The sequence below is a fragment of the Streptomyces sp. NPDC097640 genome (assembly GCF_040302705.1).
Taxonomy (GTDB): domain Bacteria; phylum Actinomycetota; class Actinomycetes; order Streptomycetales; family Streptomycetaceae; genus Streptomyces.
This window is the reverse complement of the sequence record NZ_JBEOSB010000009.1, coordinates 342,807-361,865: the sequence shown is the minus strand read 5'-3', so window position 1 is coordinate 361,865 and position 19,059 is coordinate 342,807. Positions and strand designations below refer to the sequence as shown.

Sequence of the window (19,059 nt, the reverse complement as noted above, 5' to 3'; positions counted from 1 at the left end):
TCGGCAGCTCCCGCACCGCTGGTCATCAGGTCCTGACGGCGCCGTTCAGGGCGGTCAGCGGCAGGTCGGCGAGTCCCAGCTCATCGGCCCGGTCCAGGAGCTGCCGCACCTGGCCCGTGTTCGGGCCGCCCGCCTTCACGAGCTTCATCAGCAGCGCGGAGACCGTCAGGTTCCGCACGTCCGCCGTCGAGACCGAGCCGAGGATCCGGCTCAGGTCGTCGGTCAGACTCGCCGTGCCGTCCAGCCAGGGCTTCGCCAGGGCCTGTGCGGTCTGCGAGTGCTCGACGAAGCCGTCGACGCCCTTGCCCAGCGAGATCGCCCCGACCAGCCGGTCGAAGAAGACGGACTCCCCGCCGACGATGTCGATGTCGGCGTTCTCCAGCCCCGTCGCGAGGACCGTGGCCTGCGCCTCGGCGATCTGCCGCTGCACCTCGAGACCGGCGAGCCGGATGTCCTTCTCGGCCTCCAGCCGCAGCCGGTACTCCTCGTGGCCGCGGGACGCCTCGTCGAGGGCGGCCATCGCGGCCGCCTTCTCGGTGAGGCCGGCGGCCTCCGCCTTGAGCTTCTCGCCGATGGCCGCCGCCTCCGCGAGCGCCTTCGCCTTGGCGCCCTCCGCCTCGGCACGCATCCGCGCCCCGGTCGCCTCGGCCTCGGCGCGGCCGGCCTTCTCGACGACCTCGGCCTCCTTGTCGCGGACCTGCACGGCCGCCAGGCCCTCGGCCGCGGCCTCGGCCTGGATTCCCTCGGCCAACCGCAGCTTGGCCTGGGCTTCGAGGTCGGACCTCTTCAACCGGGCCTCGGCCAGGGTGAGTTCCTCGGCGGCACGGTGGACAGCCGCCTGCTCGGCCGCCTCGGCGGACTTGATGTCCTTGACCAGCCTCTCCTGCGCCTCCGCCTCGGCCGCGATGATCACGGCTTGGCGGTCGCGCTCCGCCTGCTCCACGGCCCGCAGCTTCTTGATGGACTCCTCCTGCTCGGCCACCGTACGGTCCACGGCGATCCGCTCCCGGATGACCTCGGCGATGTCCCGCTTGTTCGCCTCGACCTCCTTCTCGGCGGAGATCCGCGTCAGTTCGGTCTCCCGCTCCCGGGCGATGACCTCCAGCAGGCGGTCCTTCTCGATGCGCTCGCTCTCGACCGCGATGACCCGCTCGCGGTTCTTCGCGGCGACGGCGACCTCGCGGGCCTGGTTCTCCCGCTGGATCCCCAGCTGTTCCTCCGTACGGAGGAACGCGCTCTGCGCCCGCAGCCGCTCCTCCTCCACCACCCGCGCCGTCTCGGCCTCCTCCCGGGCCCGTACGGTCTCGATCTCCCGCCGCTGCTTGATCTCGGCGTCTGCCTGGCGGCGCTCCAGCTCCAGGATCGCCTCGCGGGCGTCGACGTTCTGCCGGGTGATCTCCTTCTGCTCGTTGCGCTGGGCCTCGTTGGTGCGCACATGCTCGACGGCCGTCAACTCGGTGATCTTGCGAATGCCCTGGGCGTCGAGGACGTTGGCCGGATCGAGCTGGGTCAGCGGCGTCTGCTCCAGGTAGTCGATCGCCGCGTCCTCGAGGTGGTAGCCGTTGAGGTCGACACCGATGACCTCGATGATCCGGTACCGCAGTTCATCGCGTTTGGTGTACAGGTCGGTGAAGTCCAGCTGCTTGCCGACGGTCTTCAGCGCCTCGGAGAACTTCGCGTGGAACAGCTCCTGCAAGGTGTCCCGGTCGCTGGCCCGCGCGGTTCCGACGGCCTGGGCGACCTTGACGACGTCCTCCACGGTCTTGTTGACCTTGACGAAGAACGAGATCCGGATGTCCGCACGGATGTTGTCCCTGCAGATCAGCCCCTCCTTGCCGGCCCGAGTGATCTCGATCGTCTTCACCGAGATGTCCATCACCTCGGCCTTGTGGAGCACGGGCAGCACGACCTGCCCGGTAAAGGTCACGTCGACCCTGCGCATCTTGGAAACGATCAGCGCCTTGCCCTGCTCCACCTTGCGGAACAGCCGGGAGACGAGGAGCAGTACGACGACAACGAGAATCAGGCAGACGGCGGCGAGCACGCCGATGACATCCATGGCATACGTCCTTGAGGCATAAGGCAGTCGAAGGGGAAAGCGGGGCCGGTCCCGGCGGAGTCGGGCCGCCGTTCAGGCGGCGCGCAGGTGCGCCGCCACGCGGGCGGGCCCGGGTTCGTCGGGCGAGAGACGATTCCGCGGCCGGACGAAGAGTGAGGACGTCCGCCGGGCGAGCCCCGTCGGCGGGGAAGGCCGATCCGCCACGAGCATCAGCATCGTCCGGCCCCCTTCCCGCGCACAGCACCTGTGGATGGCGCGCGGCCTCCGTGGGGCACTCGTCGGCGCACCTGCCGGTGTCCGGCACCGGAACCATTCGCGGCGCTCCCCGGCCGCCATGGTGCACCACCGGGGCCGGCCCGCGCATTGCCGGTTCCCGGCAGTGTTCACCCGGGTCTGCATGCCGGTGAACTGCTAAGAAGCCATCACCGGCGCACCAAGACCGCGGAACCGCGGGCTCGTCACCCGCCGATGGGACGACTCCCGACGAAGCCACGGTCTCGGGCGGCCGCGGAGCGCTCAGCGCACCGTCAGGCGCCGCAGGCGTGACACCGCCGGGTGCGCCGACCCGTCGACCTCGAGGCTGACGTAGCGGGCCGTCTCGGAGGCGGTCAGCCGGCGCACAGGGCCCCGGCCGGTGAGGGTTCCGGCGTCCCGGTAGGTGATCCCGTCCATGCTGAAGCCGACCTTCTCGCCCGGCGCCGCGGCCGCCGTCCACTCGGTCTCCACCAGGCGGACCGGGCGGGCCGCGCCGAGGTCCACGACCATGCGGCCGCGCGTGCCCGGATTCCACGCCGTGACGGCGTCGCCGTCCACCGCCGCCGCGGGGTCGGACATGCCCTCCGGCAGCGGGCTCGTGGGGAAGACGGTCCTGCCGAGGGCCAGGTCGTCGTGCGGGTGGGCGGCCGCGCCGTCCAGGACGACGGTGATCGTCCGGCCCGCTCGGACGACGGCGACCCTGCTGCGTCCCTGGGCCCGGACGCGCACGGTGCACGAGGCCCCGGACAGGCGCACGGTCGCACCGTCGACGGCCTGGACCCGCAGGCCCGACGGCAGTTGTCGGCTCGTGAGGGGGGTGAGCGTGAAGCGCGGGGCCAGCACGACCGCCGTGGCGGCGGGCAGCACGGCCTCGAAGGACGTGCCGTCGGCGGTCAGCCACTGCGTGCCCTCGAAGACCTCCGTGTCCGTGCCGGTGCGCGGGATGGTGATCCGCGTCCTGACGGACTCGCCGGAGAAGTTGAACAGGGTCAGGTGCCCGTCCGTCAGCGTCGTGCGTACCTCGGTGGCCTCCGCCGTGGGTGCGGTCCCCCGGGCGGTCGCACGCAGCCTCTCGGCCGAGGCGCCGGGGAAGCCCTCGACGAGGAGAGGTGCCGCCGGGCCGTCGCCGAGGACGATCTTGTCGTCGTAGACGCCGATCGGGTTCCGGCCGCCACGCACCACGAGCCCGGCGCGTCCCTCGACGTCGAGCCAGCCGCCGCGGCTGCTCACCGCCGGCCTCGGCCCGGTCGCCAGATCGCTCCAGTCCCGGCCGTCCGTCGACCCCTGAATGCGGTAGGCGCGGCCGGCCGCCGATTCCCAGCGCAGGGTGACCCGGTCGACCCGGCGCTCGGCGCCCAGGTCGACGGCCAGCCAGCTGTCGGCGCGCGGACGGTCGGCCCTCGACACCGCCCAGCGGGTGGCCGCGTCGCCGTCGGCCGCGAGCGGCGCGCCCTTCCCGGCGTCGGCCGACGAGGCGGTGGCGGACCCGCCGCGCGCGAGGTCCGCCCCCTGGGCACCGTCGCGCACCTCGAAGGCGTACAGGGAGTACCCGTAGGCCGGGTCGGGCCGCACGCCGAGCATGCGGACGTGGCGCACCGTCGTGGGCGTGAAGTCGAGGTCGTCGACCCGTCCGGCGGGTGTGTCGGTGGAGGTGTCGCGGGCGCGGACGGTCGCCTCACCCTCTTCGAAGCGGTAGGTGCGCGTGCCGTCGAGCCCCGGCATGCCGGGCATCGTCAGGTTGTGCACGTCGAGGTGGCCCTCCGCGTCGGCGGTGCCGCTGCTCGCGTAGACGACGGCGCCCGTGGGGAGCGTCGCGAACCCTGCCCAGCCGCCGTCGAGGCGCAGCAGCGTCGCGCTGCCGTCGAAGCCGTCGCGCAGGGACTCGTACACGCGCACGGTACGGCCCTGGACCTTCGCGGCGGTGGCGGGCAGGAACATCGGGGTCGCGCCGCTGAGCCGGAACAGCCAGTCGTCGTGGGCCGGTTGCCAGGCGAACTTCACGAACCCGGGCTTCGTCACGGCACCGGCCCACGCGGCCCGCGACTGGTGCGACACCAGTCCGGGGCCGGGCCCGAAGTCCGTGACACCGGAGGCCCGCGCGAACAGTTCCTCGCGCGACAGCGCCTCGACGGGCCGCCCGGACGCCGCCGCCCACACGTGCAGCAGGTAGCTGATCGCGATCTCGGCACGCGCCTCCGGCTCGTACTTCGGCTCCCCCGAGAACTTCGCCATCCGGTGCTCGGGCGGGTACTGCTGGTACGCCTCCAGCCGCGACGCCAGTTCCTGCTCCGCGCGTGCCGCGGCCCGGTCGCGCCTCACCTGGGAGAGGAAGGCGAGCGGGATGACGTCCCTGCCGTAGAGGTGCTCGCGGTCGTTGACCATCGGCATCAGCGGTTCGCCCGCGTCGCTCATGACGCCCAGCAGCGTGTGCCACAGCGGCTGGGCGTTCGGTTGCCGTGCGAGAACCTGCGGGAGGGGGCGTCCGGCGGCCAGGAAGTGCGCTGCGTTGCGGCCGGAGGTGCGCCACAGCTCCTCTTGGTAGTGCGGGCCGAAAGAGCCGTGGTTCTCGACGATGAAGGTGTCGTACAGGTTGCGGGCGGTGTTCTCGGACACGGCGACGCCGTCCACACGGGCGGGGTTGGCGAGGTCGGCGGGCGGCAGCCCCGCCTCGTTGCGCGACCAGATGCCGTACCACGTGGCCCAGTCGGCGGCGCGGCGGTCGTCGTGGGCCCATGCGAGCGCCGGTGCGAGGGTCTGCGCGTACAGGCCCATCTCTTCCAGCTTGGTGTCGCCGACGTGTCCGCCGCTCAGGCCGTTCGGCGTCCAGCCGCCCGAGGCGGGGTCGTCGCCGCTGCCCAACGACACGGTGTAGGCGGCCTGTTCGCGGACGATGGTCTCGACGTTCTGCTGGGTCGCGGTGTCGAGGTCCTTCCACAGCAGCCGGGCGGCGAGGACGAAGTACGACTGGAAGGTGGTGTCGAAGAACAGCGTGCGACCCCACTCGTTGCCGCCGGTGAGCCGGTTCGACGCGGCGAAGTGACGGATGGTGGCGAGCGTGCGCCGCGCGAGGGTCTCCCGGTCGGTGCCCGCGCGCGCCGCGTCGTAGGTGCCGTGGGTGAGCAGGACCGCGTTGCCGAGGACCACGGCGAACCCGAAGTCCTTGGCCCGGTAGTGGCCCTGGGCCTCGTCCCACTGCGTCTCGGACCACCGGGTGTGGTCCAGGAGCACCCGCAGGTAGGTGGCCGCGACGGCGTCGGGCGGTGTGTCCGTGCGGCCGTGCGCCGCGTGGGCGCTCGCGGCTCCGGTGAGCGGGGGCAGGGCGGCCAGCGCGCCCGTGAGACCGGCGAGGTGCAGGAAGCGGCGGCGGTCGAGGGGCAGGGATGGGTGCGACACGGAACGATACCTCACAGACTGGACAACGTTGTCAGAGGAGGGGTGCCGCACATTCTTCGACGGTCCCGGTCTGCGCGTCAACGGGTGTGACGTCAGCCGCCGTAACAACAGGAGGGGGGCCGGGGCAGGACCCAGGCCAAACGAGCCCTCCGCACCGAGCCCGCGGCGCCGATCCGCACAGCAGAGCGATTGGTCCCTCGATCGTGAGTTCTTCCGCTCCGGCGCCCGGTCCGGCGCGATGCTCGGAGGGCGGTGCGTGACCGGTGCCGCCCGGCTGTGTTGTGGGTGGGGGAAAACATGACGCGAGAAGTGGGACGGCGCGACGGCTTGGATGAGCGGGTGGTGCTGCTCGTGGCTGGGCTGGCCGATCTCGCGGTGGGCACCCTGGGTTCGGCCCTGGGGGCGGTGCGGGGGCTGCTGCGCCGCTCGGACACCGCGGAGCTCGCGGTGGACGCCGAGCACGAGCTGATGGCTCGAGGGCGTCTGGTGCTGGACCGGTACGCGGCCGCGCCCCCGGCCCACCTGGAGGTCCTCGCCCGGCACGCCCGGGCCCGAAAGGCTGTCGATGAGGTCTGACCGGTGGGAACCGGCCGCGTTCAAGACCCGCGTCGACGAGGTGGTGCGCCGGTTCGTCGCCCAGGAGGCTGACCAGTTCGCGGCGGTCGATCCGCTCCTCACCCCGGTGGCCGCGCAGTTGGAGGCGGCGGCCGCGGACGGCAAACGGCTGCGGGCGGCGTTCTGCTACTGGGGGTGGCGCGCGGTGGGACAGCCGGACAGCGACGCGCTGGTGCGGGCGGCGGCGTCGATGGAGCTGGTGCACGCTGCCGCCGTCGTGCACGACGACCTCATCGACGACAGCTCGCTGCGGCACGGGCGCCCTACCGCGCACGTCGCCCTGCGCGGTGCGGTGCGCCGTCGCCCGCGCGCCGACGCCGCCGCGAGGTCACTGGCGATGCTGGTGGGGGACCTGCTGATGGCGCTGGCCGGGCAGCTGTTCGCCGGCAGCGGTCTGCCCGTCGCCTATCTCGCCCGCGCGCGTCCGCTGTGGTCGGTGATGGCCCGGGAGCTGATCGCCGGCGAGTGCCTGGAGATCCTGCGCACCGGGACCGGTCCGGACACCACCGCGTCGCTGAAGGTGATCCGTTACAAGACCGCCAAGTACACCGTGGAGCAGCCCCTGTTGATCGGTGGCGCCCTGGCCGGGGCCGGCGCGCGGCTGCGCGAGGGCTACTCCGCGTACGGGCTGCCCCTGGGCGAGGCGTTCCAGCTGCGCGACGACCTGCTTGGCCTGTTCGGAGACCCGGAACGCACCGGCAAGGCCAACGCCGACGACGTGCGGGGCCACAGGCCCACGGCCCTGCTGGCAGAGACCTGGCGCCTGGCCGGCGACGACGACCGCGAGCGGCTGCGCGCCCTGCTGGGCCGGCGCCGCCCGGACGCGGATGCTCTGGACGCGGTCCGCGAGGTGATGCACCGGCTGAAGGCGCCCGACCGCATCGAGGACATGATCAGCGCACGGGTCGAGGAGGCACTTGGCGCCCTCCACGAACTGGATGTACCCGCGCACGCCACCGCCGCCCTGACCGCGCTGGCGCAGTCGGCGGCGGACCGCCTGTCCTGAACCTTCGCCCCCGGGTGGCACAGCCCGTGCCATCCCCGCCCGCCGGCCTCTCCCGCCGCCCGTGGACGACCCCGTGGGCGATCCCGTGGACCATCCCGTGGAAGACAAGGAGCCCTGCCATGACCTGTACCGAGGCATCGATGGACGCCCTGCGGCAGGCCGGTGACGAACTCGCCGACGCCACCGTCACCGCCCTCTTCGAACGCGGCCAGGTGGGCACGTTCAACACCCTGATGCGCTACGTCTCCACCGTCGGCGCTCCCCTGCCGGACGGTCTGCCCGACGTCGCGCACGAGTACCTCGAAGCCACCCGCCTACCGCCGGGCTGGGTCGACTGGGGCGAGATGGAGAAGGCCCGGCTGTTCTTCATCGACAACAACGTGCACATCTCCACCGCGCTGTCCTTCGCCTCCATGCCCGCCTGCTACGTCGTCCCGCATCTGGCGAAGCTGCTGTCGGCCGCCCACGGGCTGAACTACCCCTCCAAACGCATGGCGGAGACCGGCCAGTTCACCGTCTACCTGATGCAGCCGGACGCCTTCGAAGCCGGCAGCCGCTTCATCCCCGCCGCCCAGAAGGTCCGCCTTCTGCACGCCTCCATCCGCCACCACCTCAAGCGCGAGAACCGGTGGGACACCCCCGCCCTGGGGACGCCCATCTGCCAGGAGGACATGATCGGCGGGCAGATGTTCTTCTCCCTGCTCGTCCTGGACAGCCTGCACCGCCTCGGCATCCATATGTCACAGGAAGGCGCGGAGGCCTACTACTACGCCTGGCGCGTGGTCGGCGCCATGCTCGGCGTCGACCAGGACGCCGTCCCCAAAAACCTGGAGGAGGCCCGCCGATTCCTCGACCTGTACATGGTCCGGCACATGGGGCCCTCCGAGGAGGGCGCGCACCTGACCCGGCAGCTCATCGACCTCTACGAGGAGGTCGTGCCCGGCACCCTTTTCGACCCGATCGTCTCCGCCCTCATCCGCTACCTCATCGGCGACACCTGCGCCGACTGGCTTCACGTCCCGCACACCCCGTGGGACACCGTCGTCAAGGCCGTACCCCACCTCCTCGGCATCCTGGAGACCATCGAGGACCGCTCTCCGCTCGGCGCGTGGGCCCTTGACCGCCTCGGCCACCTCACCACCGTCTTCGAACTGTCCTCCCTCACCCGGGGCCGCGTCATGCACTACGCCATCCCCGAACAGCTCAAAAAGGACTACGACGTCCCGAGCACGGTGCCCCGCACCCGCCGATGGACCCCACCGGCCACCACGGTCTCCTGATCACCCGGCGCTCGACCCTGACTCCCCCTCAGACGTCCAGCAGGCCCTCGACCTCGCTGTGGGCGGTGTCCACGATGGACCGCACACAGGCCGCGGCCTCCGCCGGGCGCCGCTCGACGACGGCCTGGGCGACTTCCTGGTGGCGCCGGACCGCTGCCTCATCGACCCGCTCCGGCATCAGGCTCAGCTCGCGGCGGGCCGTCAGCAACTCCTCCGTGACCTCGGCGAGCTGGGCGAACATACCGTTGCCCGACCCGGTGAGCAGCGCCCGGTGGAACGCGGCGTCCGCCGCGACGAACCCGGCCGTGTCCGCCTCGGCGGCCGCGGTCGCCATCGCCCGGGCGTGCGCCACGAGCGCCTCGCAGGTTTCGTCGTCGCCCGAGGCCGCGGCGAGCGCGGCCGCGGACGGCTCGACGGCCGCGCGCAGTTCCGCCAGTTCGCGCAGCTGGGCCCCGCGGTGCGGCGAGTTCAGCCGCCAGCGGATGACCTGGGGGTCGTACAGGTTCCACTCGGTCATCGGCCGTACGGTGATGCCGACGCGGGGGCGGGAGGTGACGACCCGCTTGGACTCCAGCACTCGGACCGCTTCCCGGGCGACGGTCCGCGAGACTCCATAGCGCTCCTGGACGTCCTCCAGGCGCAGCACCTCGCCGGCGCGGGTCTCCTCCGCGGCGAGGGACAGGCCGATCTGGTCCACGACCTGTCCGTGCAGCCCCTGTAGTTCCACGCGCTCCGCGTCTCCGTCCTGTCTCTTGACCGCCCTCGACCGTCCCGGGGTTTCAGCGGGCCTGTGCGAGTCGGCCGAGGAGCGTGCCAACCCGCTCGCCCGCCGCCTGGGCGCCGCCCGAGGTGAGCGCCGAGCCCATGCCGCAGGCGACGGCCCCGGCCGCGATCCACTCCGGTGCGTTGTCTATTGTCACACCACCGGTCGGGATCACGGGGGCCTGGGGTAGCGCGGCCCGGACGTCGCGCAGCCAGGACGGCGATGCGCCGGAGGCCGGGAAGAGCTTGAGCGCGTCCGCGCCCTCCTCCAGCGCGCGGACCATCTCGGTCGGGGTGGCGACTCCGGGGAAGACCGGCACGCCGTAGCGGTGTCCGGTACGGATCACCTCCGGGTGCAGGCTCGGCGACACCAGGAACCGGGCGCCCGCCTCCACCGCGGCCCGCGCGGCGGGGGCGTCGATGACCGTGCCGGCGCCGACGAGCGCGTCCGGCCGTTCCGCGGTCAACTCGGCGACGGCGCTCAGCGCGCGCGGCGTGGTCAGCGCCACCTCCACGGCGTTCAGCCCGGCGTCGAGCACGGCCACGGCCGCGGCCAGGGCCTCGCGCGGCCCGGCCGTCCGGACGATCCCGAACACCCGCTGTGCGGTGACGGCCCGGACGATGTCCCATCGATACATGAGTGCTCCTGGTGTGGTGCGGTGTGCGGTGAGTGCGGGGCGGTGCGGTGAGTGCGGGGCGTCAGCGGTGGACGGTCTCCGCGGCGCCCGTGAACGACGACAGCGCGCGAGCCAGGCCCGCGCGATCGGGAAGGCCGTCGGTGTCGGTGGTGCACTGCACCACGAGCGCGGCGACCGCGGCCGCCGCCGCCAGGCAGCGGTCGTACGGTGTGCCGCTCAGGACCCCGGAGAGAAACCCGGCGGCGAACGCGTCGCCCGCCCCCACCGGGTCGGCGGCCGGTACCCGGAATGCGTCCTGCCGCCACGTGCCGTCCGCCGTACTACAGGTGGCCGACTTGTCGCGGTGCTTCACTACGGCCGTGGTGACACCCGCGGCGAGCAGCCCGTGGGCCGTCATGCCCAGCAGCTCCAGCTCGTCCTCGCCGGCCAGAGTGATGTCCGACTGCTCCAGCAGCGGGGCGACGACCGTGCGCCAGCGCTCGGGGGTGCCCAGTTTCAGCCGTACGTTCGGGTCGAAGGAGACCGTCGCGCCGGCCGCGCGGGCCAGCTCCAGCAGCCGCAGCGTCGCCGTGTGGGCGGAGTCCGAGAGCATGGGGGTGATGCCCGTGATGTGCACCAGCCGGGCGCCCGCCACCATCTCGGCGGTCAGCTCGTCGGCGGTGAGCCGGGACGCCGCCGAGCCGGCCCGGTGGTACTGCACATCGATCGCCCGCGCCGGATGGCTGTCCCGCAGCAGCAGCCCCGTGGGCGCGGAGGGATCCACGACGGCGTACGACGTGTCGATGGCGTCCGCGCGCAGCGCGGCCAGCACGGACCGGCCGGAGGGGTCGTCGCCGACGCGGCCCAGCCAGCGCGTGCGGTGTCCGAGCCTGGCGAGCCCGGTCGCGACGTTGGTCTCCGCGCCCGCCACCGAGCGCCGGAACACCGTCGCCCGCTCCAGCGGCACCCCGGGCTCCGCCACCATCAGGAGCATCGCCTCGCCGCAGGTCACGAACTCGGGCGCCGGCCGCCCCGGGGCAGCGCTCCCGCGCTCCGGCGGGAAACGCTCGGCCATGCGTGACTGTTCTTCGTAGGACATGCGCACTCCTCTGAACGCCTCTGAATGCCTCAGAACGCCTGCCGCGGCGGGGCGGAATCGGTGGAGCCGACCAGGAAGTCGAGATCGGCGCCGGTGTCGGCCTGGGTGACATGCCGGGTGTAGAGATACGTCCAGCCGCGGTCGGCGGGCGGCTTCGGCGGTTGCCACCCGGCCCGTCGTTCGTCCAGTTCGCCGTCCTCGACCAGCATGTCCAGGCGCCGCCCCGGTACGTCGAGGCGGACCCGGTCCCCCGTACGTATCAGCGCCAGCGGGCCGCCGACCGCCGCCTCCGGGGCGACGTGCAGCACGCAGGTGCCGAAGGCCGTGCCGGACATGCGCGCGTCGGAGATCCGCACCATGTCCCGGACCCCGGCGTCGAGGAGCTTCTTGGGGAGCGGCAGATTGCCCACCTCCGGCATCCCGGGGTAGCCGCGCGGGCCGGTGTTGCGGACGACGAGGACGGTGTCGGCGGTGACATCGAGGTCGTCGTCCTCGGCGACGGCCAGATACTCCTCCAGGGAGTCGAAGACCAGGGCGGGGCCGGTGTGCCGGAGCAGTGCCGGGTCGGCCGCGGACTGCTTGACGACCGCGCCGTCGGGCGCGAGGTTGCCACGGACCACGGCGGTGCCGGTGCCGGCGGGCTGCACCGGATGGTCGAGCGGGCGGATCACCTCACGGTCGTACACCTCGGCGCCCGCGCAGTTGTCGACGAGGCTCCGGCCGGTCACCGTGACGGTGTCCTGGTGCAGCCGGTCCCGCAGATCGTTGATGAGCGCGGGCAGCCCGCCGGCGTATGCGAACTCCTCCATCAGGAAGCGGCCGGACGGCATCAGGTCCACCAGCAGGGGCAGTTCGGCGCCGAGCCGGTCGAAATCGTCGAGCGCGAGCGGTACGCCGAGGCGGCCGGCCAGGGCGAGGAGGTGCACGACGGCGTTGGTGGAGCCGCCGATCGCCGCGTTGACCCGAATGGCGTTCTCGAACGCCTCACGGGTCATGATCCGGCCGGGGGTGAGGGCGCTGCCCGCGAGTTCGACGGCACGGGCGCCGGTGGCCTCGGCGAGTGTGCCGCGGCGGGCGTCCACGGCGGGCAGCCCGGAGGCGCCCGGCAGCATCATGCCCAGCGCCTCGGCGAGACAGGCCATCGTCGAAGCGGTGCCCATGGTCATGCAGTGGCCCGCCGAGCGGTTCAGCGAGGACTCGAACTCGGTGAACTCCTCCTGGGTGATCGTGCCCGCCCGCAACTCCTCGGTCATCCGCCAGATGTCCGTACCCGAGCCGACGTTGCGGCCGCGGAACCGTCCGTTGAGCATCGGACCACCGGTGAAGACGATCGCCGGCACCCCGGCGCTCGCGGCGCCCATCAGCGCGGCGGGGGTGGTCTTGTCGCAGCCGGTCAGGAGGACGACGGCGTCCAGCGGATTGGCCCGGATCTGCTCCTCGATCTCCATGGCGGCGAGGTTGCGGTAGAGCATCGAGGTGGGGCGGAGGAACGGCTCGCCCAGCGACATCGCGGGGAACTCCAGCGGGAAGCCCCCCGACTGGAGCACACCGCGCCTCACGGCGTCGGCGAGGATCTGCAAGTGGCCGTTGCACGGCGTCAGTTCGGAGTACGTGTTGCAGATGCCGATGACGGGGCGGCCGTCGAAGTTATGACCGCCGCGGCCCATGGCGCGCAGATGGTGGCGCGAGATGAAACCGTTCTTCCCCCCGTCGCCGAACCAGGCGCGGCTGCGTAGGGGGGCGGCGCTGCCAGCAGTGGTGGCGGCGGTGGTGGCGCTGTCGGCGGTGGCGGTGGGCAGGGGGTCGAGCGCGGCCATGCGCGATGTCCTTTCCGTGCGCTGAGGTGGCCGTGACCAAGCTGTGTCCCATCCACCTCTTCAATGGTGCTATCAAATCACGATACCGTCCGTCACCGTCCAGAGGATCAACGTCGAACTCCTGGGAGAGAGCCGCATGGAAGCGAAAGTGATGAAAACGGTCACCTGGCGGTTGATGCCGTTCCTGGTGCTGCTTTATTTGGTCGCCTATGTCGACCGGTCGAACGTCGGGTTCGCCAAGCTGACACTCCAAGACGAACTGGGGCTGTCCAGCGCCGCGTTCACCTTCGGACAGGTCGCGTTCTTCGTCGCGTACGCGATCTTCGAAGTGCCCAGCAACATCCTTCTCGAGCGGTTCGGAGCGCGCCGCTGGTTCACCCGGATCATGGTCAGCTGGGGCCTGGTCACCGTCCTCACGGCCCTGGTCTCCACCAGCTGGCAGTTCTACGCCGCCCGCTTTCTGCTCGGCGTGGCCGAGGCCGGCTTCTACCCCGGCGTCCTCTACTACCTCACCAAGTGGTACCCCTACCGCTACCGGGCGCGGATGACCGGCTGGTTCATGATGGCGTCCCCGCTCGCCTTCATCATCGGCAATCCGCTCATGGGTGCGCTCGGCGACCTGGACGGCACCCTCGGCCTGGAGGGCTGGCAGTGGATCTTCGTTGCCACCGGACTGCCCGCCATATTGCTCGCCTTCGTCACTCTCCGTGTGCTCCCCGATGGACCGGACGGGGTGCGCTGGCTGTCCGCCGACGAAAAGGGCTGGATCGCCGATGAACTCGCCCGAGAGACGGACGCGCTGGGCGCGGCCCACGAGAACCCGCTGAGCGCACTGCGCGACAAGCGCGTCGTGTGTATGGCGCTGTATTTCCTGTGCTTCCCTCTCGGCGCCTACGGCCTCAGCTTCTGGCTGCCGACCATCGTCGACGGCTTCGGGGGCCTGTCCTCCACGGCCACCGGCTTCATCACCGCCATCCCCTACGTCTTCGTCGCCCTCGGCCTGTACGTCGTGCCGAAGCTCGCCGACCGCAGCGGCTCCCGCTACCCGTGGATCGCCGCCACCACGGCCGTGGGTGCCCTGGGCCTGGCCGCGACCGCGCTGGTCGACAACCACGTGCTACAGATGGCGTTCATCAGCGTGGCCGCGGTGGGCATCTTCGCCGGGCAGCCGGTGCTCTGGTCGCTGCCGTCCCGGTTCCTCGCGGGCGTTCAGGCCGCCTCGGGCATCGCCATGATCAACGCCGTGGGCAACCTGGGCGGCGGATTCGGCCCCATGGGGATCGGCGTGATCGTGGACCGCACCTCGTCCCCTGTCACCGGTCTGTGGTTCCTGGTCGCCGCGATGGCCGTGGCCACTGTCGCCACCTTCGGCATCAAGCGGCTGATCGAGCGCAGGCCGGTCATCGCGGACACGCCGCAGCAGGACACCGAGCGCGGGCGCTCCACGGTCTGAGCCACTCCGGCCGCCGCCCGGCCACCGCCTGCCCCTCCGCCGGCTCACTCGGCGCCGAGGCCGCCGAAGCAGCCACGGCCGACGCGCCCGAGGCGGAGGGGACGCCGGATATCCCGTTGCCATCGGCATCGAGGGCGCCGACCATGTACATCCTGGAAAGGGGGGATGTCATGGGGCTGTGTCTGTTTCCCAGTGATGGTGACATCGACGGGCCGGACGCCTGCTTCTCGTACGGGGGCTTCGCTCAGTTCCGTCGCCGGCTGGCCCACGCTGACGGCTTCGACCTTGACGAGATGACCGGCTTCGGAGGAGACCGGCCATGGGCGGAGGTCTCAACCGAGCTTGAGCCGTTTCTCAATCATCCGGACGATCACAGCAAGAACCTGTCTCCCGAGGACTGCGCTGCCGTTCTTCCCAAACTGGACGCGATCATCGGTCGGTGGAATTCGGAACCTCTCGATGCCGGCATGGGAAGACACATCGAGGACGCCCAGCAGCTTTCCACCGTGCTGCGTGTCTGCATCCACAAGAACGTTGATCTTTGCTTCGGGTGACGGATCTCAAGCGGCGGTGGCTGGGTGAAGGGGGTCAACTGTGCTGGCTATGCTGCCGACTGTGATCAGCGGTGTGACCCCTGAGCCCGTCATCCTTGACGCCATGGAGCTGACTTCCGATCCGGAGCTGGAGGCCCGGTTTGCGGAGTCGGCCCACCGGATGCTGGCGGATCTGGTCGGTGGAGGTGCCGCGCTGGGCTGGGTCGAACCACCCTCGCGGGATGAGGTGGCGGAACTTCTCGGCCACGTCGTCTCCGCGGTGCAGGCCGGGGACGCGGCCCTGCGCGCCGCTTACCTCGACCGTCGGCTTGTCGGGTTGGGGTACTGGCTGCGTTACGCCCGGCCGACCCATCGGCCGCACGCCGATCTGGAGAAGATCGCGGTCGCTGCCGCTGTCCATGGTCGTGGTGTCGGTCGGGCGCTGACCGCTGCTTTGATCGCTGACGCCCGGGAGGCGGGGATCGAGGTCCTCACCCTGGACGCCCGGGGCGACAACGCCAATGCCCTGCGCCTCTACCGGTCGCTGGGCTTCACGGAATACGGCCGTCTGCCCAGCTTCGTCGCCGTCGGCGAACGCCGCTACGACAAGGTGTTCTACATGCTGGACTTTCGACAGCGAGGCTGACCACTGCCGCCTACCCCTGCCCGGCTTCGGCCGGCGAAGGCACGGCGCACAGACGCAGGACCATGAGTGAGTCTTCCAAGGCCGCCACCATGGCAAAGGGAAACCGGTCGAGCTCAAGACAGAGTGCGACGTCATCAGGATGGACTCCTTGACGCACACCCTCCGCCAGTTCGGCAGCGGCGCGCGACTCGGCAGCGCGGCGGAGGAACTCGGCAGCATCCGTCTCAGCCTCGGTGACCCTCCGAGCGACGTATTGAGCACACGCCAGATCTTCATCGGCCTGCCCATCTTCGCCGGTGACCACGAACGTGACACTGTCACTCTTGCGCGTCCGCAAGAGCCGAGCCGTTGCCTCCGCCACCACGAAGCCGGCGCACAGCACCAGCGACGCCTCCTTGACCGCAAGGGCGCCGACCGTCCCTGCCGTGGTCTTCTGCACAACGGTCCGTCCGCCTAGGTCAACAGACCGCAGCAGACCCGGCGAGTTGACCATGTCAAACCCGGGCGCGGGCGGACCGTCTTTGAGCGCCACCCAATGCGGGTGGCGAGCCTTGAGCGCCAGAGCGTCGTCCAGCGACTCAGCAAGAACGATCTTCTCCGCCCCCTGGGCAAAGGCCCAAGCAGCCACGGTGAAAGCACGCATGACGTCGACTACGACCGCCACGGACGGTGCCTCGACCAGCTCAGCAATGCCAACGAAACGAGTGTCCATTCCGATCATGATCACGCATGCCCGCCCCAAAGCAGCCAGTGAGTGATCCACGTCATATCGACGGTCCCGGAATGCGACACACACCTGCTCTGCGCCGCGGCAACGCCCGCGGCGTAGGCGAGGAGTTCAGAGCTGTTCGTCGGGGAGGTGAGGCGCGGCGTCGACGACGGCGTGCACGACTCCGGCGACGAGCTGCCGGTTGAGGGGGGCGGCGTCGAAGCGGCGGTGCATGGGCCAGCCCTCGATCAGGGCATCGAGGGCTCGGGCCACTCCGGGGGTGAAGTGCAGGGCGAGGCTCTCGCGGCTGCGCGCCAGCCAGGAGCGGGTGGTTGTGGCTACGGCGGTGTTGTGGTTGGCGTAGGCGTACATCTCGAAGATGAGCGTCATGTCGCGGTCAGTGGCGTAGGCCGGCCCGCAGATCAGCTCGACCACGGCCGCCTCCGCCTCGGCGGTCGACCCGGCACTGGCCACGGTGCGGCGGTAGAGCTGGGACATCGTGTCGGCGAGGCGGGCGAACGCCAGCGCCAGCAGATCGTCCATGCCGTCGAAGTAGTACGTCAGCGAGCCCAGAGGGACGCCGGCCCGTGAAGCGATCTTGCGATGGGTCGTCCGGTGAACACCGCCCTCGGCGATGACATCGAGGGCGGCATCGAGAATCCGGTCCCTGCGTCCGGGGTCGTTCGGGATCGCGCGCCGTGTGCCGCTCACGCCCCCAATCTGTCACAAGGCGACTCCACCGGAGTGTGTACGATCGTACAGACTTCTGTGTTCGGTCATCTCCTGGAGGCATTCCCCGTGACTGTCAGCCCCGGCCGGCGTCGCACCGCCGCGTTCGCCCTGTTCTTCCTGCCCGGCCTGGCCATGGCGTCCTGGGTGACCCGCACCCCCGACGTGCGCGACCTGCTCGGGGCCTCCACCGGACGCATGGGCCTGGTCCTGTTCGGGCTCTCGGTCGGGTCCATGGCGGGCATCCTGTGCTCGGGGCCGCTCGTTGCCCGCTGGGGCGCCCGGCCCCTCATCGCCGCCGGAACGCTGGCGACCGCCGCGGGGGCCGGTGTCATCGGCCTGGGGGCCGCTGCGGGCGCGGACGCGGTCGTGGCCCTCGGGCTCGGACTCATCGGCCTCGGGATGGGCGGCGGCGAGGTGGCCCTCAACATCGAAGGGGCGGAGGTGGAACGGCTGCTCGGCCGTTCCACCCTCCCCGCGATGCACGGCTTCTACAGTCTCGGCACGGTGGTCGGCGCGGCCGGCGGCATGATTCTGACCGCCGTCTCGTTCCCCGTCCTGTGGCATCTGGCCATCGTCACCGCCGTGGTACTGGCCGTACTGGCACCGACGATCCGATACGTTCCCGCCGGAGTGGGCCGACGAACCGGCAACAGCAACAGCAACGGCAGCGGCACGCCCGCGCAGGCCTCCGCGCGCCCCGCGGTGTGGAGGGAACCGAGGCTCCTGCTCATCGGCGGCATCATCCTCGCCCTTGCCATGGCCGAGGGAACGGCCAACGACTGGCTGCCGCTGGTCATGGTCGACGGCCATGGCTTCGACCCGGCCCTCGGATCGGCCGTGTACGCGGTCTTCGCGGCCTCGATGACCGTCGGTCGCTTCGCCGGCGGCCGGTTCGTCGACCGCTACGGACGCGCGGCCGCCCTGTGCGCCAGCGCGGTCGTCGGCGCCGTCGGCATCGCACTCGTGATCCTGGTCGACAACCAGGCCGTCGCGGCAGCGGCCGCCGTCCTGTGGGGCATCGGCGCGTCCCTGGGCTTCCCCGTCGCGCTCTCCGCGGCCGGCGACTCCGGCGACAACTCCGCCGCAAGGGTCTCCCTCGCCGCCACCCTCGGCTACGTCGCCTTCCTCGTCGGACCTCCCTCACTCGGCCAGCTCGGCGAACACTTCGGACTCCGCAACGCACTGTTCCTGGTCCTGATACTCGTGCTGGCCGCGTCCTTCGCCACACCCGCCGCCCGCACAACCGACCCTGCGCACACCCCGTGAACAGCGCCGACGAACGGACGGCAGCACGCGAGGCGGAGGCGGGAGTGTCTCTTCGAGGGCGCGGCGGCCCGGGGGCTGACAGCCGCCATGGAGGCCCTGGGCGGCTCGGTGACCGCCCTCGACGTCGGTGACCGATGCCAAAACGGCATCAGGCCGGGCTGTGCCCGGCGGGAGCGTCGTACACCAGGCTGTACCGCCAGAACAGGCGACGCCGGATCCGGGCGCCGGGCAGCTCCTGCGCGGCCGCGGCCCGGATGTCCTCCAGGGTCTCCTGCGGAAGAGCGGTAGGCGCCGTCATGTGCAGGGGCAGCGCAACGGCGCGGGCCGGATGCTTGACCAGCCCCATGACCGGATTCACGAGCAGGGCCAGGTGGGAGATGAGGAGATCGGCAGGCCCGGTCTCCCGATAGCAGCCGACGACCACGAGGCGCCCGCCCGGAGCGAGGCAGCCGCGCAGCTCCCGCAAAGTGGGCACCAGCGGCAGGTGGTGCAGGACGGCGACCAGGGTGATCGCGTCGAAGCGCCGCTGCGGGTCGCGCCCGGCGAAGTCGGCCTCGACGATGGTGACCGCGGGGTCGTCGGCGAAGCGCTCCGCCGCGGCGCGGGCCATCTGGGAGGAGGGATCGAGCCCGGTGACGGTGACAGCCCGACGGCGCAGAAGCGCGGCAAGATTCCCCGCGCCGCACCCGACGTCGAGGACGTGGCGAGCCCCGGACCCGGCCACCCGGCGCGCGATCCAGGGGCCGTAGTGGTCGTTGTGACTCCATGGGTGCCGTTGATTCAAACGGTGGAGGTAGGAAATCAGCGCCATGGGGCC

At 71.4% G+C, this 19,059-nt stretch carries 16 protein-coding genes; 7 read left to right on the top strand and 9 right to left on the bottom strand.

Annotated elements, in window-relative coordinates; translation table 11 throughout:
* Window positions 1-25: 25 nt before the first annotated feature.
* Both ABTY62_RS17220 and ABTY62_RS17215 read right to left on the bottom strand, forming a co-directional pair.
* Entirely contained in the window at window positions 26-2,059 is a 2,034-nt protein-coding gene (locus ABTY62_RS17220; RefSeq protein WP_352130240.1) for a flotillin family protein, read from the bottom strand.
* 516 nt (window positions 2,060-2,575) lie between these two features.
* Window positions 2,576-5,707, bottom strand: a complete 3,132-nt coding sequence (locus ABTY62_RS17215) for a discoidin domain-containing protein (RefSeq protein ID WP_352130239.1) — start codon at window positions 5,705-5,707, stop codon at window positions 2,576-2,578.
* Between the two features lie 297 nt (window positions 5,708-6,004).
* Here ABTY62_RS17215 and ABTY62_RS17210 point away from each other — a divergent pair, with 297 nt between their 5' ends.
* The 3 genes from ABTY62_RS17210 (at window position 6,005) to ABTY62_RS17200 (ending at window position 8,608) form a co-directional block, all read left to right on the top strand.
* Window positions 6,005-6,283, top strand: coding sequence for a polyprenyl synthetase (locus tag ABTY62_RS17210; RefSeq protein WP_352130238.1), 279 nt, complete (start codon window positions 6,005-6,007; stop codon window positions 6,281-6,283).
* Window positions 6,273-7,328 carry a polyprenyl synthetase family protein gene (locus ABTY62_RS17205; RefSeq protein ID WP_352130237.1) on the top strand — a complete coding sequence of 352 codons (1,056 nt, stop codon included), beginning with the start codon at window positions 6,273-6,275 and terminating at the stop codon, window positions 7,326-7,328. The genes ABTY62_RS17210 and ABTY62_RS17205 overlap by 11 nt, the downstream gene beginning before the upstream one ends.
* A 119-nt stretch (window positions 7,329-7,447) precedes the next feature.
* The gene (locus ABTY62_RS17200; protein WP_352130236.1) at window positions 7,448-8,608 is read left to right on the top strand and encodes an oxygenase MpaB family protein; all 1,161 of its coding nucleotides are present in this window, start codon (window positions 7,448-7,450) and stop codon (window positions 8,606-8,608) included.
* Between the two features lie 28 nt (window positions 8,609-8,636).
* Here the strand turns inward: ABTY62_RS17200 and ABTY62_RS17195 are convergent, their stop codons facing one another.
* The 4 genes from ABTY62_RS17195 to ABTY62_RS17180 all read right to left on the bottom strand — a co-directional run bounded on the left by ABTY62_RS17195 (window position 8,637) and on the right by ABTY62_RS17180 (window position 12,903).
* Window positions 8,637-9,335, bottom strand: a complete 699-nt coding sequence (locus ABTY62_RS17195; RefSeq protein ID WP_352130235.1) for a FadR/GntR family transcriptional regulator — start codon at window positions 9,333-9,335, stop codon at window positions 8,637-8,639.
* Window positions 9,336-9,387: 52 nt separating this feature from the next.
* Entirely contained in the window at window positions 9,388-10,008 is a 621-nt protein-coding gene (locus tag ABTY62_RS17190; RefSeq protein ID WP_352130234.1) for a bifunctional 4-hydroxy-2-oxoglutarate aldolase/2-dehydro-3-deoxy-phosphogluconate aldolase, read from the bottom strand.
* Window positions 10,009-10,069: 61 nt separating this feature from the next.
* Window positions 10,070-11,086 carry a sugar kinase gene (locus ABTY62_RS17185; RefSeq protein ID WP_502997471.1) on the bottom strand — a complete coding sequence of 339 codons (1,017 nt, stop codon included), beginning with the start codon at window positions 11,084-11,086 and terminating at the stop codon, window positions 10,070-10,072.
* A gap of 29 nt (window positions 11,087-11,115) precedes the next feature.
* Window positions 11,116-12,903, bottom strand: a complete 1,788-nt coding sequence (locus tag ABTY62_RS17180; RefSeq protein WP_352130233.1) for an IlvD/Edd family dehydratase — start codon at window positions 12,901-12,903, stop codon at window positions 11,116-11,118.
* Between the two features lie 136 nt (window positions 12,904-13,039).
* Between ABTY62_RS17180 and ABTY62_RS17175 the strand changes: the two genes are divergently transcribed.
* The 3 genes from ABTY62_RS17175 (at window position 13,040) to ABTY62_RS17165 (ending at window position 15,535) form a co-directional block, all read left to right on the top strand.
* On the top strand, window positions 13,040-14,356 hold the full coding sequence (locus ABTY62_RS17175) for an MFS transporter (RefSeq protein WP_352130232.1): 1,317 nt from the start codon (window positions 13,040-13,042) through the stop codon (window positions 14,354-14,356).
* 143 nt (window positions 14,357-14,499) lie between these two features.
* On the top strand, window positions 14,500-14,910 hold the full coding sequence (locus ABTY62_RS17170) for a hypothetical protein (RefSeq protein ID WP_352130231.1): 411 nt from the start codon (window positions 14,500-14,502) through the stop codon (window positions 14,908-14,910).
* A 103-nt stretch (window positions 14,911-15,013) separates the two neighbouring features.
* On the top strand, window positions 15,014-15,535 hold the full coding sequence (locus tag ABTY62_RS17165; protein WP_352130230.1) for a GNAT family N-acetyltransferase: 522 nt from the start codon (window positions 15,014-15,016) through the stop codon (window positions 15,533-15,535).
* A gap of 10 nt (window positions 15,536-15,545) precedes the next feature.
* Here ABTY62_RS17165 and ABTY62_RS17160 read toward each other — a convergent pair whose 3' ends face one another.
* Window positions 15,546-16,247 carry a 2-phosphosulfolactate phosphatase gene (locus ABTY62_RS17160; RefSeq protein WP_352130229.1) on the bottom strand — a complete coding sequence of 234 codons (702 nt, stop codon included), beginning with the start codon at window positions 16,245-16,247 and terminating at the stop codon, window positions 15,546-15,548.
* A 126-nt stretch (window positions 16,248-16,373) separates the two neighbouring features.
* Complete coding sequence (locus ABTY62_RS17155) at window positions 16,374-16,955, bottom strand: TetR/AcrR family transcriptional regulator (RefSeq protein WP_352130228.1); 582 nt, start codon at window positions 16,953-16,955, stop codon at window positions 16,374-16,376.
* 87 nt (window positions 16,956-17,042) lie between these two features.
* Here ABTY62_RS17155 and ABTY62_RS17150 point away from each other — a divergent pair, with 87 nt between their 5' ends.
* Complete coding sequence (locus ABTY62_RS17150; protein WP_352130227.1) at window positions 17,043-18,242, top strand: MFS transporter; 1,200 nt, start codon at window positions 17,043-17,045, stop codon at window positions 18,240-18,242.
* A gap of 148 nt (window positions 18,243-18,390) precedes the next feature.
* Here the strand turns inward: ABTY62_RS17150 and ABTY62_RS17145 are convergent, their stop codons facing one another.
* A complete protein-coding gene (locus ABTY62_RS17145; RefSeq protein WP_352130226.1) occupies window positions 18,391-19,053 on the bottom strand; it encodes a class I SAM-dependent methyltransferase in 663 nt (220 codons plus the stop codon).
* Between the last annotated feature and the right edge of the window lie 6 nt (window positions 19,054-19,059).

Bases quoted from the DNA above. Each gene is read 5' to 3' on its own strand.
- ABTY62_RS17220 (WP_352130240.1), bottom strand. From the start codon at position 2,059: ATGGATGTCATCGGCGTGCTCGCCGCCGTCTGCCTGATTCTCGTTGTC.
- ABTY62_RS17210 (WP_352130238.1), top strand. From the start codon at position 6,005: ATGACGCGAGAAGTGGGACGGCGCGACGGCTTGGATGAGCGGGTGGTG.
- ABTY62_RS17205 (WP_352130237.1), top strand. From the start codon at position 6,273: ATGAGGTCTGACCGGTGGGAACCGGCCGCGTTCAAGACCCGCGTCGAC.
- ABTY62_RS17200 (WP_352130236.1), top strand. From the start codon at position 7,448: ATGACCTGTACCGAGGCATCGATGGACGCCCTGCGGCAGGCCGGTGAC.
- ABTY62_RS17190 (WP_352130234.1), bottom strand. From the start codon at position 10,008: ATGTATCGATGGGACATCGTCCGGGCCGTCACCGCACAGCGGGTGTTC.
- ABTY62_RS17185 (WP_502997471.1), bottom strand. From the start codon at position 11,086: ATGTCCTACGAAGAACAGTCACGCATGGCCGAGCGTTTCCCGCCGGAG.
- ABTY62_RS17180 (WP_352130233.1), bottom strand. From the start codon at position 12,903: ATGGCCGCGCTCGACCCCCTGCCCACCGCCACCGCCGACAGCGCCACC.
- ABTY62_RS17175 (WP_352130232.1), top strand. From the start codon at position 13,040: ATGGAAGCGAAAGTGATGAAAACGGTCACCTGGCGGTTGATGCCGTTC.
- ABTY62_RS17170 (WP_352130231.1), top strand. From the start codon at position 14,500: ATGTACATCCTGGAAAGGGGGGATGTCATGGGGCTGTGTCTGTTTCCC.
- ABTY62_RS17165 (WP_352130230.1), top strand. From the start codon at position 15,014: ATGGAGCTGACTTCCGATCCGGAGCTGGAGGCCCGGTTTGCGGAGTCG.
- ABTY62_RS17160 (WP_352130229.1), bottom strand. From the start codon at position 16,247: ATGGACACTCGTTTCGTTGGCATTGCTGAGCTGGTCGAGGCACCGTCC.
- ABTY62_RS17145 (WP_352130226.1), bottom strand. From the start codon at position 19,053: ATGGCGCTGATTTCCTACCTCCACCGTTTGAATCAACGGCACCCATGG.